Annotated in this window: 22 protein-coding genes; 12 read left to right on the top strand and 10 right to left on the bottom strand. The window is 72.9% G+C overall.

Going from position 1 to position 24,372, the window contains the following annotated elements; all coding sequences use genetic code 11:
• Positions 1 to 4: 4 nt before the first annotated feature.
• Positions 5 to 1,612, bottom strand: a complete 1,608-nt coding sequence (locus FHX44_RS07320) for an MDR family MFS transporter (RefSeq protein WP_147254776.1) — start codon at positions 1,610 to 1,612, stop codon at positions 5 to 7.
• Positions 1,613 to 1,749: 137 nt separating this feature from the next.
• Between FHX44_RS07320 and FHX44_RS44160 the strand changes: the two genes are divergently transcribed.
• Positions 1,750 to 2,715 (top strand): transposase, encoded by a 966-nt coding sequence (locus FHX44_RS44160; RefSeq protein WP_147254775.1) that lies wholly within the window; start codon positions 1,750 to 1,752, stop codon positions 2,713 to 2,715.
• Positions 2,716 to 2,967: 252 nt separating this feature from the next.
• Here the strand turns inward: FHX44_RS44160 and FHX44_RS07310 are convergent, their stop codons facing one another.
• Entirely contained in the window at positions 2,968 to 4,005 is a 1,038-nt protein-coding gene (locus tag FHX44_RS07310) for a methyltransferase (protein ID WP_147254774.1), read from the bottom strand.
• A gap of 10 nt (positions 4,006 to 4,015) precedes the next feature.
• Positions 4,016 to 4,633 (bottom strand): carboxymuconolactone decarboxylase family protein, encoded by a 618-nt coding sequence (locus tag FHX44_RS07305; RefSeq protein WP_147254773.1) that lies wholly within the window; start codon positions 4,631 to 4,633, stop codon positions 4,016 to 4,018.
• A gap of 278 nt (positions 4,634 to 4,911) precedes the next feature.
• On the opposite strand from FHX44_RS07305, the gene FHX44_RS07300 reads away from it, so the two are divergent.
• The gene (locus FHX44_RS07300; protein WP_147254772.1) at positions 4,912 to 6,675 is read left to right on the top strand and encodes an ATP-binding protein; all 1,764 of its coding nucleotides are present in this window, start codon (positions 4,912 to 4,914) and stop codon (positions 6,673 to 6,675) included.
• Positions 6,676 to 6,830: 155 nt separating this feature from the next.
• Here FHX44_RS07300 and FHX44_RS07295 read toward each other — a convergent pair whose 3' ends face one another.
• Positions 6,831 to 7,208, bottom strand: coding sequence for a VOC family protein (locus FHX44_RS07295; RefSeq protein WP_147254771.1), 378 nt, complete (start codon positions 7,206 to 7,208; stop codon positions 6,831 to 6,833).
• 112 nt (positions 7,209 to 7,320) lie between these two features.
• Here FHX44_RS07295 and FHX44_RS07290 point away from each other — a divergent pair, with 112 nt between their 5' ends.
• The 9 genes from FHX44_RS07290 to FHX44_RS07250 all read left to right on the top strand — a co-directional run bounded on the left by FHX44_RS07290 (position 7,321) and on the right by FHX44_RS07250 (position 18,335).
• Positions 7,321 to 7,524 carry a hypothetical protein gene (locus tag FHX44_RS07290; protein WP_147254770.1) on the top strand — a complete coding sequence of 68 codons (204 nt, stop codon included), beginning with the start codon at positions 7,321 to 7,323 and terminating at the stop codon, positions 7,522 to 7,524.
• A 96-nt stretch (positions 7,525 to 7,620) separates the two neighbouring features.
• Positions 7,621 to 8,778 (top strand): metallophosphoesterase family protein, encoded by a 1,158-nt coding sequence (locus FHX44_RS07285; protein ID WP_147254769.1) that lies wholly within the window; start codon positions 7,621 to 7,623, stop codon positions 8,776 to 8,778.
• A complete protein-coding gene (locus tag FHX44_RS07280; protein ID WP_147254768.1) occupies positions 8,778 to 12,185 on the top strand; it encodes an AAA family ATPase in 3,408 nt (1,135 codons plus the stop codon). Before FHX44_RS07285 ends, FHX44_RS07280 begins: the two co-directional genes overlap by 1 nt.
• Before the next feature lie 163 nt (positions 12,186 to 12,348).
• Positions 12,349 to 13,299, top strand: coding sequence for a hypothetical protein (locus FHX44_RS07275; RefSeq protein WP_147254767.1), 951 nt, complete (start codon positions 12,349 to 12,351; stop codon positions 13,297 to 13,299).
• Positions 13,300 to 13,487: 188 nt separating this feature from the next.
• Positions 13,488 to 14,012, top strand: coding sequence for a bifunctional nuclease family protein (locus FHX44_RS07270; protein WP_170308808.1), 525 nt, complete (start codon positions 13,488 to 13,490; stop codon positions 14,010 to 14,012).
• 189 nt (positions 14,013 to 14,201) lie between these two features.
• Entirely contained in the window at positions 14,202 to 15,032 is an 831-nt protein-coding gene (locus FHX44_RS07265) for an NAD-dependent epimerase/dehydratase family protein (protein WP_147254766.1), read from the top strand.
• 11 nt (positions 15,033 to 15,043) lie between these two features.
• Positions 15,044 to 16,537: an apiosidase-like domain-containing protein gene (locus FHX44_RS07260; RefSeq protein WP_170308807.1), complete on the top strand. Its 1,494-nt coding sequence runs from the start codon at positions 15,044 to 15,046 to the stop codon at positions 16,535 to 16,537.
• 143 nt (positions 16,538 to 16,680) lie between these two features.
• Positions 16,681 to 17,181: an SLATT domain-containing protein gene (locus FHX44_RS07255; RefSeq protein WP_147254764.1), complete on the top strand. Its 501-nt coding sequence runs from the start codon at positions 16,681 to 16,683 to the stop codon at positions 17,179 to 17,181.
• A gap of 149 nt (positions 17,182 to 17,330) precedes the next feature.
• The gene (locus tag FHX44_RS07250; protein ID WP_147254763.1) at positions 17,331 to 18,335 is read left to right on the top strand and encodes a LacI family DNA-binding transcriptional regulator; all 1,005 of its coding nucleotides are present in this window, start codon (positions 17,331 to 17,333) and stop codon (positions 18,333 to 18,335) included.
• 7 nt (positions 18,336 to 18,342) lie between these two features.
• Here FHX44_RS07250 and FHX44_RS07245 read toward each other — a convergent pair whose 3' ends face one another.
• From FHX44_RS07245 to FHX44_RS07230, 4 genes are all read right to left on the bottom strand, one after another.
• On the bottom strand, positions 18,343 to 18,945 hold the full coding sequence (locus FHX44_RS07245) for a hypothetical protein (RefSeq protein WP_147254762.1): 603 nt from the start codon (positions 18,943 to 18,945) through the stop codon (positions 18,343 to 18,345).
• Positions 18,942 to 19,565 carry a hypothetical protein gene (locus FHX44_RS07240; RefSeq protein WP_147254761.1) on the bottom strand — a complete coding sequence of 208 codons (624 nt, stop codon included), beginning with the start codon at positions 19,563 to 19,565 and terminating at the stop codon, positions 18,942 to 18,944. Before FHX44_RS07240 ends, FHX44_RS07245 begins: the two co-directional genes overlap by 4 nt.
• A gap of 119 nt (positions 19,566 to 19,684) precedes the next feature.
• Positions 19,685 to 20,305, bottom strand: a complete 621-nt coding sequence (locus FHX44_RS07235; RefSeq protein WP_212612369.1) for a class I SAM-dependent methyltransferase — start codon at positions 20,303 to 20,305, stop codon at positions 19,685 to 19,687.
• A 64-nt stretch (positions 20,306 to 20,369) separates the two neighbouring features.
• Positions 20,370 to 21,221 (bottom strand): CPBP family intramembrane glutamic endopeptidase, encoded by an 852-nt coding sequence (locus FHX44_RS07230; protein WP_147254760.1) that lies wholly within the window; start codon positions 21,219 to 21,221, stop codon positions 20,370 to 20,372.
• A gap of 167 nt (positions 21,222 to 21,388) precedes the next feature.
• On the opposite strand from FHX44_RS07230, the gene FHX44_RS07225 reads away from it, so the two are divergent.
• Positions 21,389 to 22,366: a TauD/TfdA dioxygenase family protein gene (locus tag FHX44_RS07225; protein WP_147254759.1), complete on the top strand. Its 978-nt coding sequence runs from the start codon at positions 21,389 to 21,391 to the stop codon at positions 22,364 to 22,366.
• 18 nt (positions 22,367 to 22,384) lie between these two features.
• Here FHX44_RS07225 and FHX44_RS07220 read toward each other — a convergent pair whose 3' ends face one another.
• Together FHX44_RS07220 and FHX44_RS07215 are read right to left on the bottom strand one after the other, a co-directional pair.
• On the bottom strand, positions 22,385 to 23,653 hold the full coding sequence (locus tag FHX44_RS07220; protein WP_147254758.1) for a glucarate dehydratase family protein: 1,269 nt from the start codon (positions 23,651 to 23,653) through the stop codon (positions 22,385 to 22,387).
• Between the two features lie 71 nt (positions 23,654 to 23,724).
• Positions 23,725 to 24,294 (bottom strand): TetR/AcrR family transcriptional regulator, encoded by a 570-nt coding sequence (locus FHX44_RS07215; RefSeq protein ID WP_147254757.1) that lies wholly within the window; start codon positions 24,292 to 24,294, stop codon positions 23,725 to 23,727.
• Positions 24,295 to 24,372: the final 78 nt, after the last annotated feature.

Raw genomic sequence — 24,372 nt, 5'->3', positions numbered from 1 at the left:
ATTTCTAGTGGGCTACGGGGCGGTCGCCGCCTCCGGCGGGCTTCCCCGAGCGCAGGAAGAGCGCCAGGACCACGCCGACCAGCGTGAGCGAGCCGGCGATGAAGAACCCGCTGCTGTAGGCCGCCGCCTGGACCTGCCCGGCCATCTCCTGGTACATCGGGAGCAGGCCGGTGGTCCCCTGCTGCTGCATCTCGATGTACTCGGGGCTCGATCCGGATTCCATCAGGTTGGACCGGTCGGCCATGAACTGCGCGCTGTTGTCCTGGACGAGCGCGGTCATCATGGCGAGGCCGAGCGCGGAGCTCACGCGCTGGGTGAGCGTGTTGAACGCGCTGCCGCTGTCGGAGACGTCCGGCGGGAGGACGGACAGGCCGCCGGTCATGATCGGCATCATGCCCAGTGCCATCCCGGTGGCCATGACGACCATCCCGAGGATGAGCTCCCCACGGGTGATGTCGACGTTGATCCGGGACAGCAGCAGGATCCCGCTCCCGACCAGCGCCAGCCCGAAGACGGCCGGCAAGCGGGCGCCGATCTTGTCGTAGAGCAGGCCGGCGAACGGCATCAGCAGCGCCATCGCGAGGGCCTGCGGCAGCAGGGTGATGCCGGTGTTCAGCGGGGTCCAGCCCTGCGCGTCCTGCAGGAAGGACGGGACGTAGAACAGCACCGCGAACAGGCCGATCGACATCGCGCTGATCAGCAGGAGCGAGTTGACGTACGGCCAGTACTTGAAGACCCGGATGTCGAGCACGGGGTGCTCGACGTGCAGCTCGACCACGATGAACAGCGCCATGAACACGGCCGCGCCGAGGAACAGCATCACGGTGCGGTAGTCGGTCCATCCCCAGTTGTCGCCCTCCTCGAGCGCGAGCAGCAGGGAGAACAGGCTGGCGGCGATGCAGAGGAACCCGACGTAGTCGAAGGGCTTGCTCTTCTCGGCCGGGAACTTCGTCAGCCAGAGGGCGGCCGCGATCGCGCCGAGGATGCCGACCGGCACGTTGATCAGGAAGATCACCCGCCAGTTCGTGTGCTCGACGAGGTACCCGCCGAGCGTGGGGCCGATGCCCGGCGCGACGACGATGCCCAGCCCGTACATGCCCATCGCGGCGCCGAGCTTCTCCTTCGGCACGATGCGGAAGAGGATGGTCATGCAGGTCACGGGCAGGACCCCACCGGGGATCGCCTGCAGGATCCGGAACCCGATCAGCCCGCCCAGCCCGGTGGACAGGGCACACAGGAGCGACGCGATCGTGAAGAGCACGATCAGCGCGACGTAGAGGCGCTTGAGGCCGAACCGCGCGCCCAGCCACGCGCTGGCCGGCACCATGACGCCCTCGGTGAGGCTGTAGGCGGTGCTGATCCACTGGACGCTCTCGATGCTGGCGCCCAGGTCCTTGCGGATCGACGGGATCGCGACGTTCACGATGCTGAGGTCCAGCACGGACATGAACATGCCGGTGATCAGCACGGCGAGCGGGAGGCCCCACCCCGTCGCCGGGGGAGCGGGCGGCGGCGGAGGGGCCGGCGGCTTGCTGGGCGGCGGGGTGGGGCGCGCGCCGTCCGTGCGCCGCTCATCCGCGCGGACGAGCTCGTCGTCCAGCGACTTGGTCATGAACTTGCCCCTCGAAACCCGGAGGTGGTGCCGTGCGACGCTGCCCGACAGAAGCGGGGGTCCTCCCCGGTGAACTGCGGACACTGTACCGGCGGAATCGGGGGGCCTGCCACGTTTTGTTGATATAATCACGACCGATGACCGCACTCCCCGATGCCCGGCCCGGGCTGCGCAGCGACGCTCGGCGCAACCGCCGCCGCCTGCTGGAATCCGCCCGGGAAGTGATGCGCGAGCAGGGTCTCGACGCCTCGCTGGGGGAGATCGCGCGCCGAGCGGGTGTGGGCAACGCCACACTGTATCGGCACTTTCCGACCCGGGAGGTGCTGTGCGAGGCGGTCTTCGCGGAGTATGGCAGCGAGCTGGAGGAGATCCGCGAGCGCGTCCTGCAGATCCCCGACGCGTGGGACGCGTTGACCACCTGGCTCGAGGAGACCGGCGCCGCGTTCGCCACCGACAAGGCGTTCGCCGACCTGGTCACCCGCGGTATGGCGGAGTCGCCCGCGCTCAACGAGCTGTGCATGCGCGCGATGGGCCTCGCCGAGACCCTGTTCCGCAACGCGCAGCGCCAGGGCGCGGTCCGCGCCGACGTCGAGTTCACCGACCTGATGGTCGTCATGTACGCGCTGCAGCAGGTGGTGGCCGCCACCGCGCAGGTGGCTCCCGACGCGTGGCGGCGCCACCTGGCCATCGCGCTCGACGGGCTCCGGCCGCGCGACGGTGGTGCCCCGCTGCCGCCGGTCGCGGTCACCTTCGAGCAGCTCGTCGCGATCGGGGAGTGTCCGCAGCCCCGCGACGCCGTCGAGCGCGCCGCGGATCCGGAGCCGTGTCTCCCGATCGCGGGGGTCGAGCGCGTGCCCGCGATCAGCGACGAGCTGTGGGAGCTCATCGAGCCGGCGCTCCCGTCGAGTGCGGGCCGGCGGGGACGGCCGTCGCGCGACCACCGCCAGACCCTCGAGGGCATCTTCTGGCGCTACCGCACCGGCTGCCCGTGGCGGGACCTGCCCGTCGAGTTCGGCCCGTGGCAGACGCTGTGGAAGCGCCATCGGCGCTGGTCGGCGGAAGGGGTCTACCAGCGGATCCTGGAGCGGCTCGTCCAGAGCTGATCCTGGACGAGTGAGTCCGAACTCGATCAGTGGACGTAGGCGATCCTCTGGTTGCGCTCGCGGCCGTCCGAAGCCGCGGGCGGTCAAAGGGGCCACCGGGCCCGGTCCAGGGGTCGACCTCACGGATCTTCCGGGGAAGGGCTGAGTGGCGGGGTCGCAAGACCCGGTGATGCGGCCTCGTCCAGCCGGGTGCGGGCGGGGCGACGTTCCGGAACGCACGCCCTGCGCGGACCCGCCGCGAACCGCGTCAGCTCATCGAGCCGGCTTGCGGGCGAGCAGCACTCCCCGGTCGCCCGCCGTCGGCCGGTGCTCGACGTCGACGAACCCGGCGCGCGCGGCCATCTCGGCCAGCTCGCGCACCGACCAGCACTTTCCTGGCGTCGAGTGCATCAGGAGTACCGAGTACTCGGCCACGGCGAGCGGCCCGCACTTGTCGGCGTCGACGTGGGTGTCGTGCTCGATCAGCCACCCGCCGGGCGCCAGCGCCACGAACGACGAGGCCATGAGCCGCTCGACGCGGGGCGCGTCCCAGTCGTGCAGGACGTGCGAGTACAGGTGCGCGTCGAACCCGGCGGGGAAGGGATCGGCGAACATGTCACCGGTGATCACCTCGATGCGGTCCGCCAGTCCACGGGACCGCAGGAGGGTCCGCGCGGCCGCGTCCACCGGTGGGCGCTCGAACACCGCGGCACGCCCATGGGCGCGGTCGGCCAGCACAGCGGCCGAGTACACGCCCGAGCTGCCCGCGACGTCGAGGAGCGCCGTGACCGGGAGGTCGCGGATCGCTGCGGCGAGTGCGGGGGCGAGGAAGGCACCACGTGCGTCCATGGCCGCGGTGATCCGCTCGGCGAAGGCCGGGTCGTCGAGGCGGCCCGACCAGTCCTGGTCCCCGCCCGCACCGGTGCTGGCCCATGCCGCGGGCGACCCCGTCCGCAGCACCTTCGCCAGCTCGCGCACGGCGGGCCGTTCGACCAGCGAGCCGTAGTAGGCGCGGAGGTCGAACGGTGAACCCGCCACCAGGTGTAGGCGGCCGAGCTCGGCGAGCGCGATCCGGTCGTCCGCGTCGACGTCGCGGTCAACGAGACCGAGCGCGGCGCAGTACGTCAGCAGCACGTCGGCCGGCCGCTCGGCCAGCCCCAGTCCGGCGCACAGCTCGGTGGCGGGTACCGGGCCGTGGCCGGCCAGCCACGTGAAGAGGTCGAGCTCGGCGACGGCGGCGATGAGGAGGTCCGCGGCGTACACGCTGTCGCGTACCCGATAGAGGACGGTCGGATCGGGGATGTCGACCACGCCGACGACGCTAGCCGGTGGCGGCGCGCAGCTGCGTGTAGCGCTTCTTGAGCCTGTGGTCCTTGTTGACCGGGTTCTGGGCCTCGTCCGGCTCGACCCCCGCCTCGACGGCGATCCGGTTCATCCGGCCCACCATGCGGACCAGGTGGGCGATCCGGGCCTCGTCCGCGTCGACGGGCCGGGCGACGCCCGCGGCGAGCGCGAGCGTGCGGTCGACCCAGAGCGTCTCGGCGTGCAGCCCGGCCTCCTGCAGCACCCGGCGCAGCCGCCGGCCGAGCTCCCGGGGCGGCAGGTCCTGCCATCCGGAGAGGGTGCGGGCGTCGACGGGGAAGAGGTGCCCGCGGTCACGCAGGTAGATCAGCTCGAGGGCGAAGGCGTGGCCATAGGCGCAGTACGTGCAGCCGTTGTGCAGTGAGACGGCGACGGCGGCCAGGTGCGTGCGCAGCGGGCCGAGGACGTACATCGTCCACAGCAGGCGAGGCATGTTGGCGGCGAACCACAGCACGGACCGGCCAGGACCAAGACTGCGGACGATGTGCGGGATCATCCGCGGGGCGAAACCCCACATCTCCCGGCACAGCGCTTCCAGCATCCGGGCGACGAACCGCTCGAGCTCGTCGTGCGTCATCCGAGCTCCTCACGACAGGTGATCGGCAGATTACCGAACGGCATCAGCAGGAGGTAGCCCACCGCTCATGGTCGTTTACGGGCTGCTACCGCCGCGGCCCGACCGCGAGCGTGCGGGGCTCCGTTGTGGCGATGACCGCGAGGACCGTCCAGGCGGCGCCGCGAGGTGGACGAGCGCGCTCGCCGCACCGGACGGCCTGCGCGTCCCTGGGGCCACGGGTCGCTATCGTCGACCGCGCCGGCCCGCTCGCGGGCCACCTGGAGCGAAGCGGAGGCACAGTGACACGGCCAGACGTCACACGGTCCGACGCATCCGCCCCCGCCGTCGGCCGCGTGGTCGGCACGGAGGACTCCACGCCGCTGCAGTTCAGCGTGGCGCTCGCGCCCGAGCAGTACCTGCAGCTCGACGACGTCGTGGTCACCGTGCGCCCGGTTCCGGGGATCGGGCCGGTGATGACCGCAGGCGTCGTCACCGAGGTCCGTGCGCGGCACGAGGGGGCGACGTTCGGCTCGGACGTCTTCCTCATCGCCGACGGCGTGCTGCCCGCGCAGGTGCAGGAGATCGCCGAGGTGACCACCACGCGGGTGGAGCCGGAGTGCTACGTGCCGCCCACGCCGGGTTCGATCGCGACCCGGGCGACCGGTGAGGAGCGGGCGCGGGCGCTGTACTTCGACCAGATGGACCTCAAGGTCCCGGTCGGGCTCGGCCGCGACGGCGCCCCGATCTACGTCAACCTCGAGTTCCTCGACGGCACGCGCGGCGGGCACGTCTCGATCAGCGGAATCTCCGGCGTCGCGACGAAGACCAGCTTCGCGCTCTTCCTGCTGTACTCGATCTTCCGCAGCGGGGTGCTCGGGCGCCGGTCGGTGAACGCGAAGGCGCTGGTCTTCAGCGTCAAGGGTGAAGACCTGCTGTTCCTCGACCACGCCAACACCAAGCTGGACGAGGACCTGATGTCGGCCTACGCGACGGTCGGGTTGCCCGCGGGCCCGTTCTCGTCCGCGGGCTTCTTCGCCCCGCCCACGCCCGACGACCTGTCGGGTCGCCCGTTCGTCTCGGGCCGCACCAGCGGGGTGAGCGCGTTCTGGTGGACGCTCGCCGAGTTCTGCGCCGAGGAGCTGCTGCCCTACGTCTTCGCCGACGCCGAGGACGAGCGCAACCAGTACACGATGGTGATCCACCAGGTTGCGGCCCGGCTGCGGCGGGAGGCCATGCCCGTCGGCGACGGGGGCGTCGTCATCGGTGGCCAGGTGCTGCGCACCTACGACGACCTGATCGAGTTCGTCTCCGACCGGCTCACCGACGAGGACGAGCGCCGCGACTGGGCCGGCCCGGTCACCGGAACCGGCACGATCAACGCGTTCCTGCGGCGGCTGCGCTCGAGCCTGCGGCCGCTGCGTTCGATCGTGCGCGGCGACCTCACCGACGCGCCGGGCCGCCGGGTGAGCACCGACGCCCACCAGGTCACGGTCGTCGACCTCCACAACCTCCCCGAGCGCGCGCAGCGGTTCGTCGTGGGTGTGGTGCTCGCGGCCGAGACCCGCAAGAAGGAGGCCGCCGGGCCGGGCGGGCTGCTCTTCACCATGATCGACGAGCTGAACAAGTACGCCCCGCGCGAGGGTTCCAGCCCGATCAAGGAGGTGCTGCTGGACATCGCCGAGCGCGGCCGCTCGCTGGGGATCATCCTGATCGGCGCCCAGCAGACGGCGAGCGAGGTCGAGCGGCGGATCGTCTCGAACTCCTCGGTGAAGGTGGTCGGACGGCTCGACCCCGCCGAGGCCGGGCGGCCCGAGTACGGCTTCCTGCCCCCGTCGCAGCGGCAGCGCGCCACCCTCGCCAAGCCGGGCACGATGTTCGTCTCGCAGCCGGAGATCCCGGTGCCGCTCGCCGTCGAGTTCCCGTTCCCGGCCTGGGCCACCCGGCTCTCGGAGTCGGCAGGGCCGCCGCCGTCCAGCTCCAGCGCGAACGGGAGCGCGCCACGTGACCCGTTCGCCCGGCTTCCCGCTGCGCCGGCCGACGAGGACGACGACGCGCCGTTCTGACGGCGGCCGTGATCGTTGCGAGGTGCGCCGGAGCGCCCAGCGAAGGGCGGAAGCCCAGCTCTCGGAACGATCGATCGATCCGAGACTCGCTGTGCGCCCCGCGGAGGGCCGTCAGGCCGATCTCGGACCGATCATGCGCGGCCGGTCCCGCGCTGTCAGCCGTTCTCCCACAGACCGAGGGTGTTGCCCTCGGGGTCGGTGAAGTAGGCGTACGCCCCCATCCCCGGGATCTCGGTCCGCTCCCGGACAACCCGGCCGCCCGCCGCCTCGACCTGCTTGAGCGCCTGGTCGATCGACTCGACGTCGATGGTGAGCACCGGCGCCGGGGTGTCCTGGCTCCGGCGCATCAGGCCGCCGTTGACCGCGCCCGGCGCGGCGGGCATCTGGGTGGCCTCGTCGACCTCCGTGGTCCGGACGATCGTGTAGTCCATCTCCGGCATGTCCTGCATCTGCCAGTCGAAGACCGACCTGTAGAACTCCTTCGCCCGTGCCACGTCATCGGCGGGGATCTCGAAGTGCACGACGCTGCGCATGGCGTCGCTTCTACTCCTGTCGCGGGGGCTTGAACAGGCCTGTTCAACGGGTTGACGACATCGGGGCCACCGGCGGGTTGCCTGCATCACCCCTGCGGCCGAAGGGATGGCCATGGAGTCCGTCTACCGTGTGCTCGCCTACCTGATCGCGATCGAGGTCGTGATCCAGGCGTCGGCGATCGCGTTCGCCCTCGCGGGCCTCGGCAAGTGGATCATGGAGGGTGGCGTGCTCGACGCCGCCGCGATGGAGAGCGAGCCGACCGAGTTCACCGGCATCGCCGGGTTCATGGTCCACTGCATCAACGGGCCGGAGTAGTGGGGGAGCGCCTCTCAGCGCACGCGAACGTCTGTTCGGCCGACGCACCGGCGCGCGTCCCCGGGACCGCGGGGCATCACCCTTACGATCCGCTCGATGCGACTGCTGCACACGTCCGACTGGCACGTCGGCAAGACGCTCAAGGGTCGCTCCCGGCTCGAGGAGCAGGAGCAGGTGCTCCGCGAGATCGTCGGGATCGCGCGGGAGCACGAGGTCGACGCGGTGCTCGTGGCCGGCGACCTCTACGACACCGCGGCGCCGTCGGCGCAGGCCCAGCAGCTGGTGGTCCGCACGCTGATGGGCCTGGCCCGCGACGGCGCCGAGGTCATCGCGATCGCGGGCAACCACGACCACCCCGCCGCCATCGACGCCTACCGGCCCCTGGCAGGCGCCGCCGGCATCACGCTGGTCGGCACTCCGCGCACGGCCGCCCGCGGCGGCGTCGTGGAGTTCACCGCCAAGTCGACGGGGGAGCGGGCCACCGTCGCGGTGCTGCCGTTCCTGTCCCAGCGCTTCGCCGTGCGCGCCGCCGAGCTGGTCGCCAACACCCCCGCCGAGAACACCGGGGCCTACGACCAGCAGCTGCGCGACATCCTGAGCACGCTCACCGCAGGCTTCGGCGACGACTCGGTCAACCTCGTGATGGCCCACCTCACCGTGCTGAACGGCGTGTTCGGCGGCGGCGAGCGGGCCGCCCAGTCGATCTTCGAGTACGCGGTGCCCGCCACGATCTTCCCTGTCGAGTCGCACTACGTCGCGCTCGGCCACCTGCACCGCCGCCAGCGCATCGACGCCCCGTGCCCGGTGCACTACTGCGGCGCGCCGCTGGCCATCGACTTCGGTGAGCAGGACAACACGTCGGTCGTCTGCCTGGTCGAGGCATCGCCGGGCACGCCTGCGCAGGTCACCGACATCCCGATCACGTCGGGGCGCAGGCTGCGCACGGTCCGCGGCACCGTTGCCGAGCTGGCGGCGCTCGCGGAGCAGGCGGGCGAGGACTACCTGCGCGTCTGGGTGCGCGAACCCGCCCGCGCCGGGCTGCGCGAGGAGGTGGTGGCGTTGCTGCCGAACGCCCTCGAGGTGCGGATCGACCCCGAGTTCGCCGCGCCCGTCACCGCGTCCCGGCCCACCTCAGGGCCCGAGCGCACGTCGTCGGAGCTGTTCCGGGAGTACCTCGGCACGCGGGGCGTCGCCGACCCGCGCGTCGAGCAGCTGTTCGCCCGGCTGCACGACCGCGTGACGGGAGCGAGCTGATGCGTCCGGTCCTGCTGGAGATGGCGGGCTTCGGCTCGTTCCGCGAACCCACCACCGTCGACTTCACCGGCGCCGACTACTTCGCCTTCGTCGGCCCCACCGGTGCCGGCAAGTCCACGGTGATCGACGCGATGACCTTCGCGCTCTACGGGTCCGTCCCGCGCTGGGACAACGCCCGCACCGTCGCGCTCGCGCTCGCCCCCACGATCAACCGCGGCACCGTCCGGCTGGTGTTCGACGTGGGCGGCGACCGGTACGTGGTGGCGCGGGAGCTGCGGCGGGCCGCGAGCGGCGGGGTGTCGGTGCGCGGGGCGCGGCTGGAGAAGCTGCGCGACGCGTCCGGCACCGGGGGCACCGACGAGGAGAGCGAGCCGCTCGCCGACGGCGCGGGCCCCGTCACGAAGGCCGTGGAGGAGCTGCTCGGGCTGCCGTTCGGCGACTTCTGCACGTGCGTGGTGCTGCCGCAGGGCGAGTTCGCGGAGTTCCTGCACACCGAGCCGCGCAAGCGGCAGGAGAAGCTGGTGCGCATCCTCGGGCTCGGCGTCTACGACGTGATCGCCCGCGAGGCCAACAGCGAGGCCGCGGCCCAGCGCCAGCGCGCCGAGGTGCTCGGCGAGCAGCTCGCCGGGTACACCGACGCCACCGACGAGGCCGAGCAGGAGGCCGCGGCGCGGGTGGCCGAGCTCGCGGAGCTGGCCGACCGGGTCGACGCGGCCGTGCCGGAGCTCGCGGCGGCGTCGGCGGCGCTCGAGTCCGCCGAGGCGGGCGCCGGGCAGCTCCGCGCGGAACAGGCCCGGCTGGCGGCGCTCACCGTGCCGGACGGCCTCGCCGACCTGGACGCCCGCCACCGCACCGCGGCCGAGCAGCGGGCACTGGCCGCCGAGCGCGCAGGTGCCGCCGAGGCCGCCGACACCGCCGCCCGCGAACGGCTCGCCGCCGCTCCCGCCCGCGGTCCCCTCGAACACGCGCGGCGCGACCACGCCGAGCTCGCCACGATCACCGCGGAGCTGCCCGGGGCCCGGGAGCGGCACGAGAAGGCCGCCGCGGCCTACACGACCGCCGCGAACGACGCCGCCGACGCCCGTGCGGGCATGGAGGAGGCGCGCACCGCCCGCGACGCCGCCACCGCGTTGCTGGCCGAACGGCAGGACGTCGTGCGCAGGCTGGTCGCCGAACGCGACGCCCTCCGGGCGATCGCCGTTCCGGCCGGGCTGGACGCCCTGCAGCAGCGCCGCGCGGCCGCCGACTCCGCGCTGGCCGATGCCACGGCCGCGCTGGGACGCACCGAGGCCGCCGACGCCGCCGCCCGCACCGCGCTCGCGGCCGCTCCCGCCCGCGGCCCCCTCGAACAGGGCCTGCGCGACCGCCGGGAGCTCGACCGCACCGAGGCCGAGCTCGCGGCCGCGAGGTCGCGGTCGGCCGAGGCGGAGCGGGACGCGCAGGCCGCTGCCGCCGCGGTCGCCGAGGCCACGCACCGGCTCGACCACGCCCAGGACCGGCACCGGCTCGCGCTGCGCGCGGACCTCGCCGCGTCGCTGCGCCCCGCGCTCGCCGTGGGCGACCCGTGCCCCGTGTGCACCCAGGCCGTGGCCACCCTGCCGCCACCCGCCGACCCGGGCGAGGACCTCGCCGCCGCCGAGGAGGCGGTCGCCGCCGCGTCCCGCGCCCACGACGAGGCACGGCGCGAGGAGGCCACGGCGATCTCTGCGCGGGAGCGCGTCCGCGGCGAGGTGGAGCGGCTCGACGCCACCGCGTCCCGGCTGCGCTCGGCGCTCGCAGGCGTGCTGCCCGGCGGCGACGCGGATTCGGGGCGCATCGATGCTCCGGACGACGGCGGCCTGTGGCCGGCGGACGACGGTGCACCACCACTCCCGGCCACCGACGTCCCCACCGTCGCCGATCTGCACGCGGTGCTCGCCGACCTCGACCGGCTCGGCCACGAGGCCGAGGAGGCCGCCGAGGCGGTGCGAGCGGCCCGGCGGGCCAGGGACGCTGCCGCTGCCGCCGTCGAGGAGCTGCGTGCAGAGGTCGACGCGGCCGCTGCGGGCCTGCGGGCGGCGCGCGACCCGCTCGTGCCCTTCGGCGCCCCCGCCCCGGCCGTTCCCGACGTGCTCGCCGGCTGGACCGCGCTCGTCGACTGGGCCCGCACCGAGGGCACCGCCCGCGAGAGCGCCCTGCCCGCCGCTCGCGCGGCCGTCACGGAGGCGGAGCAGCAGCGGGACACCACCGAGCGGGCGTGGCGGGCCGCCGAGCGGGCCGCGGCCGAGCGGCACCGCGACGAGACCGCCGCCGCGCGGGCCGAGCAGGAGGCGCGCAGCGCCGTCGACACCGCGGAACGCCGGGTCGCCCAGCTGCAGGCAGTGCTGCGCGGCGCCCCCTCCGACGAGGACGCCGCAGCGGCCCTCGAACGGCTCGACGCGCTCGAGGCCGCCGTCCGGGAGGCCGACGCGCAGCTGCGCACGGCCCGGGCGGCCCTGCGCTCCGCCGAGAGCACCGCGGCCGAGGTCGCCCGCGAGGTCACCGCCGCGTGGGACGCGCTGCGGGCGGCCCGCGACCCCCTCGTGCCGCTCGGCGCGCCTGCCGTGGGCGGGGACGAGCTGCTCGCGGCCTGGCAGGAGCTCACCGGCTGGGCTCGACGGGAGGCCGAGGCGCGCGCCGGCCGCCTGGCGGAGGCGGCCACCGCCACCCAGGACGCCCGCGCGGCCCGCGACGCCGTCGAGCACCGGATCGCCGACGACCTGGCCGCCCACCAGGTGCCCGTCGCCGCCCCGCTCGGCGCAGGCGCACCGGCGGCCGTCGCCGCGGCGCTCGCCCGGGCCCGTGCGGGTCAGGACCGGGTGGCGGAGCGGCGGGCTGCGGCGGAGCGCCTCCGGGCCGACCGCGACGAGGCCGAGTCCGCCCAGCAGGTCGCGAAGCTCCTCGGCAACCTGCTGCGCTCCGACGGCTTCCCGCGCTGGCTCGTCGCGTCCGCGCTGGACGCGCTGGTGGCCGACGCGTCGGAGAGCCTCGCGGAGCTCTCGGGCGGCCAGTTCGCGCTCACCCACGAGGGCGGCGAGTTCCTCGTCATCGACCACGCCGACGCCGACGCGCGGCGCCCGGTCAAGACCCTCTCCGGCGGCGAGACGTTCCAGGCGAGCCTCGCGCTCGCGCTGGCGCTCTCCGCGCAGATGACGGGGCTGGCCGCGCAGGGCGCCGCCCGCCTGGAGTCGATCTTCCTCGACGAGGGCTTCGGCACGCTGGACGAGGCCAACCTGGACGTCGTCGCGAGCACGCTGGAGAACCTCGCCACCCGCGGCGACCGGATGGTCGGCGTGGTCACGCACGTGCCCGCGCTCGCCGAACGCGTCCCCGTGCGGTTCGTGGTGAGCCGCGACCAGCGCACCTCCACCGTCACCCGGGAGTCATAGTGCCCCCCGCCGGGAGTCCGCCACGCATCTCGACGGCCCAGCTTCCCGCTGGGCGCACCGGCGAACCGGCCGTGTACGTCCAGTGCGAGGCCGGCCCGCCGGCACACCCGGCAGAAAGCTGGATCCGCCGATATACGCAACGGACTCCCGGCGGGGGGCACTGGTGAAGTTCGCGGTCGACCCGTGGGACCCGTCCTACGGCACGAGCCTGGACACCGAGCTCGGCGAGTCGGCCGCGCAGGTCGCGCTGGACGTCGAGCTGCCGGCGGCGGAGTGGCGGCCGATCGACCCGGATCCGGCCGTCCTCCCGCCTGACGCCGTGCTGTTCGTCGACGGGGTGCGCCGGGTCGACGCCCAGCTCTGGGTGGAGGACGGGAGCCCGGAGGCGTCGCCCGCGCTCTGCGCGTCCTACGCGGCGGGCGTGGTCTGCTGCTGCCGCGAGGGCGGCGCGCACCTGCTCACCGCCGACGTCCGCCGGGGGCTGTTCACCACGGCCGAATCCGCGGACGACGTCCGCACCACCGCCGGGACGTACCGGGCCACCCGCACGGCGGCCCACCCCGACGTCGCCCCCGCGCAGCTGCTCAGCCTCGCCGTGCAGCGCGAGCTGGCCGACACCGAGCTGGCCGCGGCGGCCGCCGCCCGCAGCGGTCACGGCGTGGCCGACGACCTGCTCGTCGTCGACGGCCCGCTGCGTGGGCGCCAGCACCTGCCGCGGGTGATCGGGTTCGTCAAGACCCACCGCAGCGACTACCTGCCCCCACAGCTGGGTGGGGTCGTCGCGTCGCTGCGCACCGGGCAGCGCACCCCGGTGTTCCGGCTGGGGAGCTCGTGGGAGCGGCACACGTGGTACCTGCGGCTGCCGTGCCGGCCGGGGGCACCGTGGGCGGGCATCGTGCGGGTGGAGTGCAGCTCCGACCTCCCGGCCGCGGAGGCCGTGGCCCACGCCGCGCGCAGCCAGGCGACCCTGCCGAGGTTCGCCTCCACCGAGTACAAGGACTCCCGCGCCCCCCAGAACCTGTACCCCATCGCGGGCCTGGAACGCGAGCTGCGCAGGCGCCTGGGCGAACCCAACCTGCTCTACCGGGCGCTGCGGAAGGCAGCCGCGGCCTGAGCCCGGTGTCGCTCCGGAGTTGACGCAGAGTGCCGGGCGGAGAACCGTGGTATGTGCGAGCGGGCCGGTGCTGCTCTGCGGGGGAGGCGCGCAGGGAGCGAGGAACGAGCGACCGAGCACCGGAGGAGCAGGGCAGCACGCCAAAGGCCCGCGAGCCGCCGGAGCGCAGCGGAGGCAGAGGAGTCACTGTGCAGGAGATGCGAGTGGTCGCGCTCGGCAGGGACCCGATGGCCGTGCAGCCGGTGCTGCTGCTGCAGGAGACCGGCGGACGGCGGCGCGTGCTGCCGGTGTGGGTGGGAGTGCCCGAGGCGACGGCCATCGAGCTCGCCCGCCGCCGCGTCGAGCTGCCCCGGCCGCAGACCCACCAGCTGATCCTCGAGGTCGTGCGCGCGTTCGACCGGCGGCTGCAGCTGGTGCGCATCACGATGCTGCGCGACAGCGTCTTCCACGCCGAGCTCGTGTTCGACGGCGACGTCCGCGTGTCGGCACGGGTGAGCGATGCGGTGGCGATGGCGCTGCACGTCGACGTCCGGATCGAGGCCGAGGACGCCGTGCTGGACGAGGCCGCGGTGGCCGAGGTCGGGATCGTCGGCCCGTCCGACGAGGCCGAGCCCGGTGCCGAAGGCGAGACCCCGTCCGAGCACGAGGAGGTGGAACGCTTCCGCCGGTTCCTCGACAACGCCTCACCCGAGGACTTCGGCAGCTCCAGCTGAGCGGTCGGCGAGCCGCCCCGACGATCGGCCAGGAAGCACACCCGCGCGGGATCGACGACGCTCGCGTACAGCTCGGAGCGATCGATCGGTGCGAGAAGCGCACCACCGCTGTACCTGCAGCGGCACCGTGCTTCTCGGCGCGATCATGTCTGGTTGACACGTTTCAAGCGAGGATCGATGATCGGCCGCATGCGCATCGCGGTCACGGGGAGCAACGGCAAGGTGGGGCGGGCCGCCGTGGCGCGGCTCCTGGCCGATGGCCACGACGTGATCGGCTTCGACCTCGATGGCACGCGGGGCGCGGGCTTCACGCGCGTCGAGCTGTCCGACTACGGGCAGACCCTCGACGCCCTCCTCGGGGTGACCGCGCGCCACGACGGCGTCGACGCCCTCGTCCACCTCGCCGCGATCCCGGTCAACGGGCTCGTCCCCGACGCCACCACGTTCCACCACAACATGGCGGTCTCGTTCAACGTGTTCCACGGCGCCCACCGGGCCGGGATCAGGACGATCGTCTACGCCTCCAGCATCAACGCGATGGGCTACCCGTTCGACGAGCCGCCGCCCTACCTGCCGCTCGACGAGGAGCACACGGCGGCGAACAACACGTACGGCCTGGGAAAGGTCCTGGAAGAGGCCATGGCCGGGCAGCTCGTGCGGTGGGACCCGGCGTTCTCGATCACCGCGCTGCGCTTCACGAACGTCGTCGACGAGTACTCCTCGTTCGCCCGGGCAGGCGAGTTGGACTACCGCCGTGACCTGCTCGGCTCCTACGTCGACGTGCGCGACGCGGCGCTCGCGATCTCGCTCGCCCTGGACAGGGCGTCGCCCGGGTTCGAGGTCTACAACGTGGCCGCGTCGGACACCGGCCTGACCATCCCGTCCGCGCAGCTCGCCGCGGCGTGGTTCCCGGGCGTTCCGCTGCGCAAGGAGCTGGGGGAGTTCGAGACCTTGCTGTCGATCGACAAGGCGGCCGACCGGCTCGGGTACGTGCCCCGCCACCTGTGGAGAGAGAACTGAGCCGGCAGCCGGTGACCGAACGCTGGGGCGTGTTCGAGGCGCGCTTCGCCGGGCCCGAGGACGCCACGTTCGAGGCCACCTTCACCCACGGCGACCGCACGGTGCGCGTGCCCGGCTTCCCCGACGGCGACGGCACCCACGTCGTGCGCTTCTCGCCCGACGTCGAGGGGGAGTGGGCGTACGTCACGACGTCCGGCGCGGCGGAGCTCGACGGCTGCACCGGCGGCTTCCGCGCCGTCCCGCCCTCACCGGGCAACCACGGCCCCGTCTCCGTCGCCGGCACGTACCACTTCGCGTACGCGGACGGCACACCGTTCCGGCCGGTCGGCACCACCGTCTACAACTGGGTGCACCAGCCGGAGGAGCGCTACCGCGAGACCCTGGAGGCGGTCGCCGATGGGGGTTTCACCAAGCTGCGCTTCCTGGTGTTCCCGCAGGGCGGCAACCACGTCGGGCACGTGCCGGACGCGTTCCCGTTCGCGAAGGACGGCGAGGAGTGGGACGTCTCGCGGATCGACGTCGCGTTCTTCCGCAAGATCGACCGCGCGGTCCGCGACCTGCTCGAGGCCGGCGTGCAGGCGGACGTGATCCTCTTCCACCCGTACGACTCGGGGCAGTTCGGCCTCGACGGTCTCACCGCCGAGCAGGACGCGGCCTACCTGCGCCATCTCGTCGCGCGGCTGTCGGCGTACCGGAACGTGTGGTGGTCGCTCGCGAACGAGTACGACATCCTCTCCCGGCCCGAGGAGCGGTGGGACGAGGTCTTCCGCACCCTGCAGGAGACCGACCCGCACGGGCGGCTGCGCTCGATCCACAACTGGATCCGGCTCTACGACCACAACAAGCCGTGGGTCACGCACGTGTCGCTGCAGAACGGGTCGGCGGTGGCCGAGTTCGGCCGCGCCCTGCTGTACCGCGACGCCTACCGGAAGCCGATCGTGCTCGACGAGATCAAGTACGAGGGCGACACGGCCGAACGCTGGGGCAACCTGTCGGCCCGCGAGCTGGTGCACCGGTTCTGGATCGCGACCGTGAGCGGCACGTACGCGAGCCACGGCGAGAGCTACCTCGTCGACGGCGGCACGCTCTCGGTCGTCGCCGGTGGGCCCTTCCGCGGCCAGAGCCCGCCCCGCCTGGAGTTCCTGCGCCGGATCCTCGAGGAGGTCGGCGGCGCGGGCCTCGACCCGATCGACAAGTGGGACGACCCCACCTACACCGCCGGCATCCCGCGGCAGATCTACCTGCAGTACCTGGGCCTCGACGCCCCGCAGGCCTGGACGTTCCGGCTGCCACAGGGGGTGCGGGGCGAGCGGCTCCAGGTGGGGGACAGGTTCGCCGTGGACGTCATCGACACCTGGAACATGACGGTGGAGACGGTCGATCGCGAGTTCACGCTGACGTCCGTGGAGCGCAACACGGCCACCGCCGACGCGGAACCCGTCGCGCTCCCGGCAGGCGAGGCGCTGGCGCTGCGGATCCGGCGGATCGACGTCGACCCGGGCTGAGGTCCGGCCACGCCCGCCGTGAGGTCCTGCGTCGTGCGCGCGACGATCGCCGGGAATGGTGTCGGAGTGACATTCCTCTGACGCTCCTGCATCACGTGTAGCGCTCACGAGACGAGCTCGGGCAGCAACGGAACGGGGCCGGGATGGGTAGGCAGGCAGACTGGGACGAGGACGAGGAGCGGGATCCGCCGCAGCAGCTTTCCGCTCGTGAGCTGGCTCTGTGGGTTCGCTCGGAGGCTGTGCGCGGCATCGTGTGGGCACAGCCGCGCAAGAAGCGGTTTCGCTCCGCGGCTTCCATCACACGGATGGTGACGCTCGGACTCTCAGGTGCGTCGACCGTGATCCTGGGTCTTCAGGATCTCGACTTCTGGGCGAGTCTCGGGTTCTCGCTCGTCGCGTTGTCCACGGTGGTCGCGGCCGTCGAACCGTTCTTCAACTGGCGGTCCCGGTGGGTGCTGATGGAGGAGGCGCAGGCCGAGTTGCGCCGGATCCGGGACGAGCTGGACTACCTGCTGGCGACCAGGGGCGACGACGAACTGCGTCGTGAGGACATCGAGCCCTTCTTCGAACGCTCGCAGCAGGTCTGGCGGCAGACGAGCACGCGGTGGCTCGATCAGCGACGGCGGGGGGAGGTCGTGCAGTAGGACCACTCTCGAATCAGCCGTGATCGAGCCCGCCCACTCCGTTGAACAGTCTTTCGAGCTCCGTCCGGGGCTCGACCAGCGCGTTCGTGCGTCAGGCGGCCGGGGTGCCCGGGTAGATTGAAACGATACGACGGCGCGAGGAGATCGGGATGGGCCGCGTGACGATCCGCGACGTCGCGCTCCGTGCGGGCGTGGCGGTCGGCACGGTGTCGCATTACCTCAACCACCCCGACAAGGTGTCCGACGAGAAAGCGCAGCGCATCCGCACTGCGATCGACGCGCTGGGCTTCGTCCGGAACGACGCGGGTCGCCTGCTGCGACTGGGCAGGAGCAGCGCGGTCGCCTACATCGCGCCCGACGTGAGCAACCCGTACTTCGCGGCGATCGCGGAGGGGGTCGAGCAGCGGGCCTCGCAGCGGGGCCTCGCCGTCTTCATCGCCAACTCGCGCCGCAGCCGGGAACGCGAGGACGCCTACCTGCAGCTCTTCGAGCAGCAGCAGGTGAGCGGCATGCTCGTGGCCTCGAACGGGCCGATCGAGGACCGCCTGGCCCGCATCCGGTCGCGCGGCACCCCGTCGGTGCTCGTCGGGCAGGCCGCCCAGTCGCCGGAGCAGCCGTCGCTGTCGATCGACGACGTCACGGGTGGGCGCCTCGCGGCGTCACACCTGGTCGAGCTGGGACGCCGCCGGGTGGCGTTCGTCGGCGGACCCCTCGGGGTGCGGCAGGTGGCCGACCGGCTGGCCGGGGCGAGCGACGCCGTGCGCGGCGAACCGGCGGCCACCCTCGAGATCATCGACGCCCGGGACCGTACGATCCGCGGCGGCAGCGAGGTCGGCAGGGCGCTGCTCGCCCGGCCGGAGTCCGCCCGGCCCGACGCGATCTTCGCGGTGAACGACCTCCTCGCGCTCGGCATCCTGCACATCCTGGTGGCGGGCGGGGTCCGGGTGCCGGAGGACATCGCGCTGATCGGCTACGACGACATCGAGTTCGGCGAGGCGTCGCTCATCCCGCTCAGCTCGGTGCGCCTTCCGCACGAGGCCTTCGGCTTCGCGGCCGTCGACCTGCTGCTGGAGGAGATCGCGGGCACCGTCGGCGAGCGGCACCTCGTCTTCGAACCGGGGCTGGTGATCAGGGCCAGCACGGTCAGCGGGTAGCGCCCGGTTACCGCAACCGCGCCAGATCCAGATAGGCACAGCTGTTGACCAACAACAGCCGCAGATCGGCGAGGAGGCCGTGCAGCGCCTCCGCGGCGCCGGTCGGCTCGTTCAGGTCGGCCGCGACCTTCACCCGCACGTCGCAGGTGTGCCGGATGCTGGGCGCGATGTGCCCCCACTGCCACAGCTCGTAGCTGCCCGCGGGCACCACCGCCACCGGCTCGTCCAGCAGCGGGAAACCCAGGGCGTAGCTGTCCGGGTCGGTCCCGGTGTTGCCGAGCCCGACGAGCAGGGGCGTGAGCCGGTAGGTCTCGGCGAACGCCACCGCCTTGCGGCCCCCGTCGGCGGGCACCAGCGCGAGGAGCCCTCTCGCGGTCAGTTCCTCGAGATGCCGTCCGGCGTCGTCCGGCCCGGTCTCCTCGGCGAGGGCGAGCAGGTCGTCCGTGGTCCATGCCGTCGAACCGCCGACCGGCGCACCGTGCGCGAGTACCCACACCCCGAACTCGTCGTCCGTGAGCGCGTGGTGCGCCCCACCGACGCGCACCACCTGCACGCCCTCCGGGTGCCGCTCACCGACGTAGTGGCCGATCGGGAACACCAGGTTGCTCACGCCGACACCCACATCCGCAGGTCCAGGCACGCCACCCGCGCCGTGAGCAGCTGGGGCAGCACGCTCATCGCCCCGGCCAGCATCTGCTCCGGATCGGTGTACTGGTCCTCGGTGGCCCCGGCCTGCCGCGCTGCCGCGGCCGCCTCCTCGCACGCCGACCACAGATCGGGGGAGAGGCCGGCCCCCTGCCACAGGTCGTACATCCCGCCGGTCATCACCGCCAGCGGCTGGTAGAGCAACCCGACCGAGAACAACCACGGGTGCTCCGCGCTGTTGCCGAGTCCTTGCGCGAGCGCCAGGAGCCGGTGACCCTCCGCGAACTCCGCATGCGGGACGATCGCGGCAAGCAGGCGGTCGCGGACCAGGCCTGCCACGACCTCCTCGCCGTACACGGCACCCAACCCGCCCACGGTGACGACGGGCGCCGCGCCGTCCTCCGTCGGCGCCCCGTGCGCTGCCGTCCACGCGGCGAAATGCACCGGGTCGAGGTCGATGATCTCCGCACCGACGCGCACCTGTTGCACGGGCGCCGTCACGCCGTCCCCGGCGTGGAAGGCGCCCAAGTCGTGGCCGACGGGGAGTACCGGCGTACCGCTGTCCACCGCGCCACTTCCAGGCATGCACGCGATCATCAACCGGGACGGGGGTCGTCGCTATCGGGTGGCGAGCTTTCGTTCGAAGCTGGCAGGAATCGGCGCGTGGATCCGCCGCTCGGCGTGGCGGATCGGGCGGCGGTCCGTCAGGACAGGCGTCGCGCGTGGATGACGGCGTCGACGCCGGTGCCGGCCTGGGCCCGCGGGCGGTCCTCCGCGACGACGAACTCCCAGCGGCCGGTGCCGAGCGCGGCGACCGCCTCGTCGACGGAGACCTGCACCTGGCCGGCCGCGGGCGTCGGGGCGCCGGTGGCCGGGTCGATCGGGCGGTGGCCGACCAGGAACAGGGTCCCGCCGGGCGCGACGCCCGCCGCCATCCGCTGCACCATCTCCTCCACCGATCCCGCCACGTGGACGTAGAGGCAGGTCACGAGGTCGTAGCGCCCCGACCGCGGGGTCCAGCCGGCCAGATCGCCCTCGACCCAGTCGATGCGTCCGGCGACGTCCGCCCCGATGGTCTCGGCCGTCGACCGGGCGTGCGCCAGTGCGGCCGTGGAGAAGTCGACCGCGGTGACCTGCCATCCGCGCGCGGCGAGCCATAGGGTGTCGGATCCGTGGCCGCAGCCCGCGTCGAGGGCGCGTCCGGGGCGCAGGTCGCCGACCGCCTCCGTGAGCCATGCGTTCGGGGGGATCTTCGCAACCTTGTCCCCGTGCTCGCGCAGGACCTGGGACCAGCGTCCCTCCCAGAAGTCCCGATCCAACGTCACCGCCTCAGATCACCTCCGATCCCATCGTGCCGCAGGACCGTGCGGGACGGGTGTGCGGGCCGAGCTATCGGCCGCTCCGCACCCGACCCTGAGGCATTCGGAAGTCCGCCGCCCGCCGCGTCAACAGGAACACCGCGGTGACGAGGACGATCAGCATCGTCACCACGCCGGTCTCCGTCGTCGTGTAGGCCATCGCGGCGGGCGAGGTCGCCACCGCGACCCCGGCAGCGGCCTGCAAGGCGTTGTTGAAGGCACTGTGGGACAGGCCCACCGGCCAGATGCTGCCGGACCAGAGCCGCAGCCAGCCGTACCAGACACCGGCGAGCGTCAACGTCACCATCACCATCGGCACGACGATCCACCGGTTCCCCTCCGCCTGGTACGTCGTGGTGAGCGTCAGCAGCGGTAGGTGGAAGGCCGCCTGGCAGGCGCCCGCGGCGAGTGCCGCGCGGCGGCCGGACATCACGGCGCCGAACCGGAGCAGCAGGAACCCGCGCCACCCGATCTCCTCACCGAGGAGGATCACCCCGAACACCGGGATCCCGATCACCAGCTCGAGCAGCCAGCCGCCGATGCCGCCGTCCGGGACCGCGAAGCGGACGACGCCGACCGCAGCGGCGATCGCGAAGCTCACGCTGATGATGACCAACGGTCCGGCCACGGCGACGAGCAGTGCGCGCCAGGCCGGGCGCCCGAACCCCACCTCCGCCCACGCCGCTCGCCGCCGGCCGCGGGGAATCATGACGAGCACGGTGATCGCGACCGCGACGACCGGCATGATCATGCTGATCAGCGGGGCGATTCCGGCGCGCGGAAGCGCGATCGCGATCGCCAGCGCGAGCGCGTAGCAGATCGCGAGGAAGACCCCGGCCTCGCGGAGGGCGGACGAGCGCGTCGACGAGCCGGACTGTGTCATGCGAGTGGCTCGGCGGAACTGCAGGAATGGTTAGCTCACGCGGAATGTGCCGACGGAACTCGTCAAGGCTGACCCCTCCACTTTCGTGACGGGTTCTCGCCCGAGCCCCCTGTCACGATCTGGGGTGAGCCGGTACTACGGACGTACGGACGACCATCGGAGCGCGCATGGTGACGGATCGGGGCACGGTGGACCGGACGGCGGAACGGGCGGCCGGGATCGAGGTGAAACCGGTCGCGGGGTACATCGGTGCCGAGATCGCAGGCGTCGATCTGGCCGGGGACCTGAACGACGCCCAGGTCGCGGCGATCAGGGCGGCGGTGCTGCGCTGGAAGGTGGTCTTCTTCCGCGGGCAGCGGCTGGACCACGCCGGGCACGTCGCGTTCGCGCGGCGGTTCGGGCAGCCCGTCGTGATCCGAAGGCGCGGGAGCGCGTCCCCGATGGAGTTCCCGGAGATCGAGACCACGGCCGACCGGTTGGAGCTGGGCGGCCGGTTCGGCATGGAGCACGACGAGTGGCTGCAGCGCCGCCGGCACACCCTGCTCCGCGGCTGGCACTGCGACCACGGCGCCCGCATCGACCCGCCGGCCGCGACCATCCTGCGCGCCGAGAGCGTGCCGCCCTACGGTGGTGACACCACCTGGTCCAACCTGGCCGCGGCGTACGCCGGGCTGTCCGCGCCGGTGCGGGAGTTCGTGGCCGGTCTGAGGGCCGAACACCGGCTCGGCGTCGGCTACCAGCCCCGACCGGGCGATGACGCCTACGTCCGCCACCTGCTGGAGCACCAGGTCGCCTCGGTGCACCCGCTGGTACGCGTCCATCCGGAGACCGGGGAGCGGGTGCTGTTCGTCAACGGCTACTACGTCGAGCAGATCGTCGACGTCTCCCGCGCGGAGAGCCGAGCCGTCCTGGACATGCTGCTGGAGCAGGCCGTCCGGCCCGAGTACACGGTCCGCTTCCGCTGGGAACCGGGCAGTGTGGCCTTCTGGGACAACCGGGCTGCGATGCACCTGGCCCCCCGTGACCACGGCCACCTCGGTTCCCCGAGGATCATGCACCGGGTGATGCTGGCCGGTGACGTGCCCGTCGGCGTCGACGGCAGGCCGTCCGAGCCGATCATCGGGAGCGAACCCGGACGCTGGTGACGACAACATCCATGGGGATCACCAGAAGGCGAGCTTGCGTTCGAAGTCCCTCTGGAAGCGGCGCATGTAGCCGGTGTCGTCACGGCGGCGCAGGCCGCACCGCAGGTACTGCTCGTGCAGGGCGGAGAGGGCGTCCTCGTCGACCTCGATACCGAGCCCCGGCCCGGACGGCACCGCGACGGCGCCGTCGACGAACTCCAGCACGCCCGGCCGAACGACGTCCTCGGTCTTCCACGGCCAGTGCGTGTCGCAGGCGTAGGTGAGGTTCGGGGTGGCGGCGGCGAGATGGGTCATCGCGGCGAGGGAGATGCCGAGGTGGGAGTTCGAGTGCATCGAGAGGCCGATGCCGAACGTGTCGCAGGTGCCGGCCAGTAGCTGCGATCGGCGCAGCCCGCCCCAGATGTGGTGGTCGCTGAGCACCACCTGCACGGCGCCGGCCGCGACCGATGCCGGCAGCTGGTCGAACGCCACCACGGCCATGTTCGTGGCGAGCGGCATCGGGGCCTCGGCCGCGACCCGGGCCATGCCGTCGATGCCGGGTGACGGGTCCTCCAGGTACTCGACGAGCCCATCCAGGGCCTTCGCCACGCGGATGCCGGTCTCGGGGGTCCATGCGGCGTTCGGGTCGAGGCGCAGCGGCACGCCGGGGAACGCGGCGGCGAGCGCGCGTGTCGCCTCGATCTCGTCGTCGGGCGGGAGCACGCCGCCCTTGAGCTTGATCGCGGGGAAGCCCCAGCCGTCGATCATGCGGCGGGCCTGCGCGACGAGCTGGTCGGGGGTGAGCGCCTCGCCCCACTCGTCGGCGTCGGCGCCGGGGTGCGCGGCCCATTTGTAGAACAGGTACGCGCTGTACGGCACCGCGTCGCGCACGCGGCCGCCGAGCAGGTCGACGACCGGCCGGCCGATCGCCCTGCCCTGCACGTCCAGACAGGCCACCTCGAACGGGGAGAACACCCGGTCCACCGCACTGGCGCCGGTGATCATGCCGGCGACGCCGTCGCCCCCGCGCGTGCCGGACCCGAGGACACCGGCCACCACCCGCCGCAGCCGCTCGGTCTCGAACGCGTCGTGGCCGGCCAGTGCGGCCGCCACCGCGGTCAACCGCTCCAGGTGGACGTCGTCGGCGTAGGTCTCGCCCCAGCCGACCAGGCCCTCGTCGGTGTCGACCCGCACGATCGCCCGCAACGCGTACGGCTCGTGCACGCCGACGGAGTTGAGCAGCGGCGGATCGGCGAACGCGACGGGGGTGACGGTGACCCGGCTGATCCGGGCGGTGGCAGGGCTCATGCCCGTGATCCTCTCGTACTCGTGGCCGGCAGCCGGGGGAGCGCCTGGCGGAACGGCGGCTTCGGCCGGGTTCAGGACGGCAGCCGCAGTCCTGCGACGAGCAGTCCGACCAGCCGGCGTGCGTCGTAGCGGGGGTCGCTGTCGGCGCCGATGCAGAGGTTCCCGACGCCGCGCATGACCTCGTAGGCCTGCAGGTCGGAGCGGATCTCGCCGGAGGCGGCCGCGGCCTCGAGCAGCCGGGTGGCCACGGGCAGGAGCCGGTCGAGGAAGTAGGCGTGCAGGGCGTCGAACTGCGCGCTGTCGGGCCGCAGCGCGGCGGCCAGGCCGTGCTTGGTGACGAGGAGGTCGACGAACGTGTCGATCCACCGCGTCAGTGCGACGTAGGGGCTGGATGCCTCGGCGAGGAGTGTCTCGCCCGCCTCGGCGCACGCCTCGATCTGGTGCCGGTAGACGGCCACGACCAGGTCGGCCCGCGTCGGGAAGTGGCGGTAGACCGTGCCCACGCCGACGCCCGCCCGCGCGGCGATGTCGCGCACCGGTGCCTCGACGCCCGAGGTGACGAAGACCGCTGCTGCGGCGTCGAGCAGGGCGTTCTCGTTGCGTCGGGCGTCGGCCCGCCTGCGCGGGGCTTGCGTTGCCATGTCCGCCACCTCTGCAGCCTCCGGTCCGAGGCCTCATCATCCACCTTGTCAATCGGAACATCGTTCCGTATCGTTCCG

Origin of the sequence: Pseudonocardia hierapolitana (assembly GCF_007994075.1) — a bacterium.
GTDB lineage: Bacteria > Actinomycetota > Actinomycetes > Mycobacteriales > Pseudonocardiaceae > Pseudonocardia > Pseudonocardia hierapolitana.
Note: the sequence above shows the minus strand (reverse complement) of the source record. Positions and strands in the feature narration are given on the sequence as shown.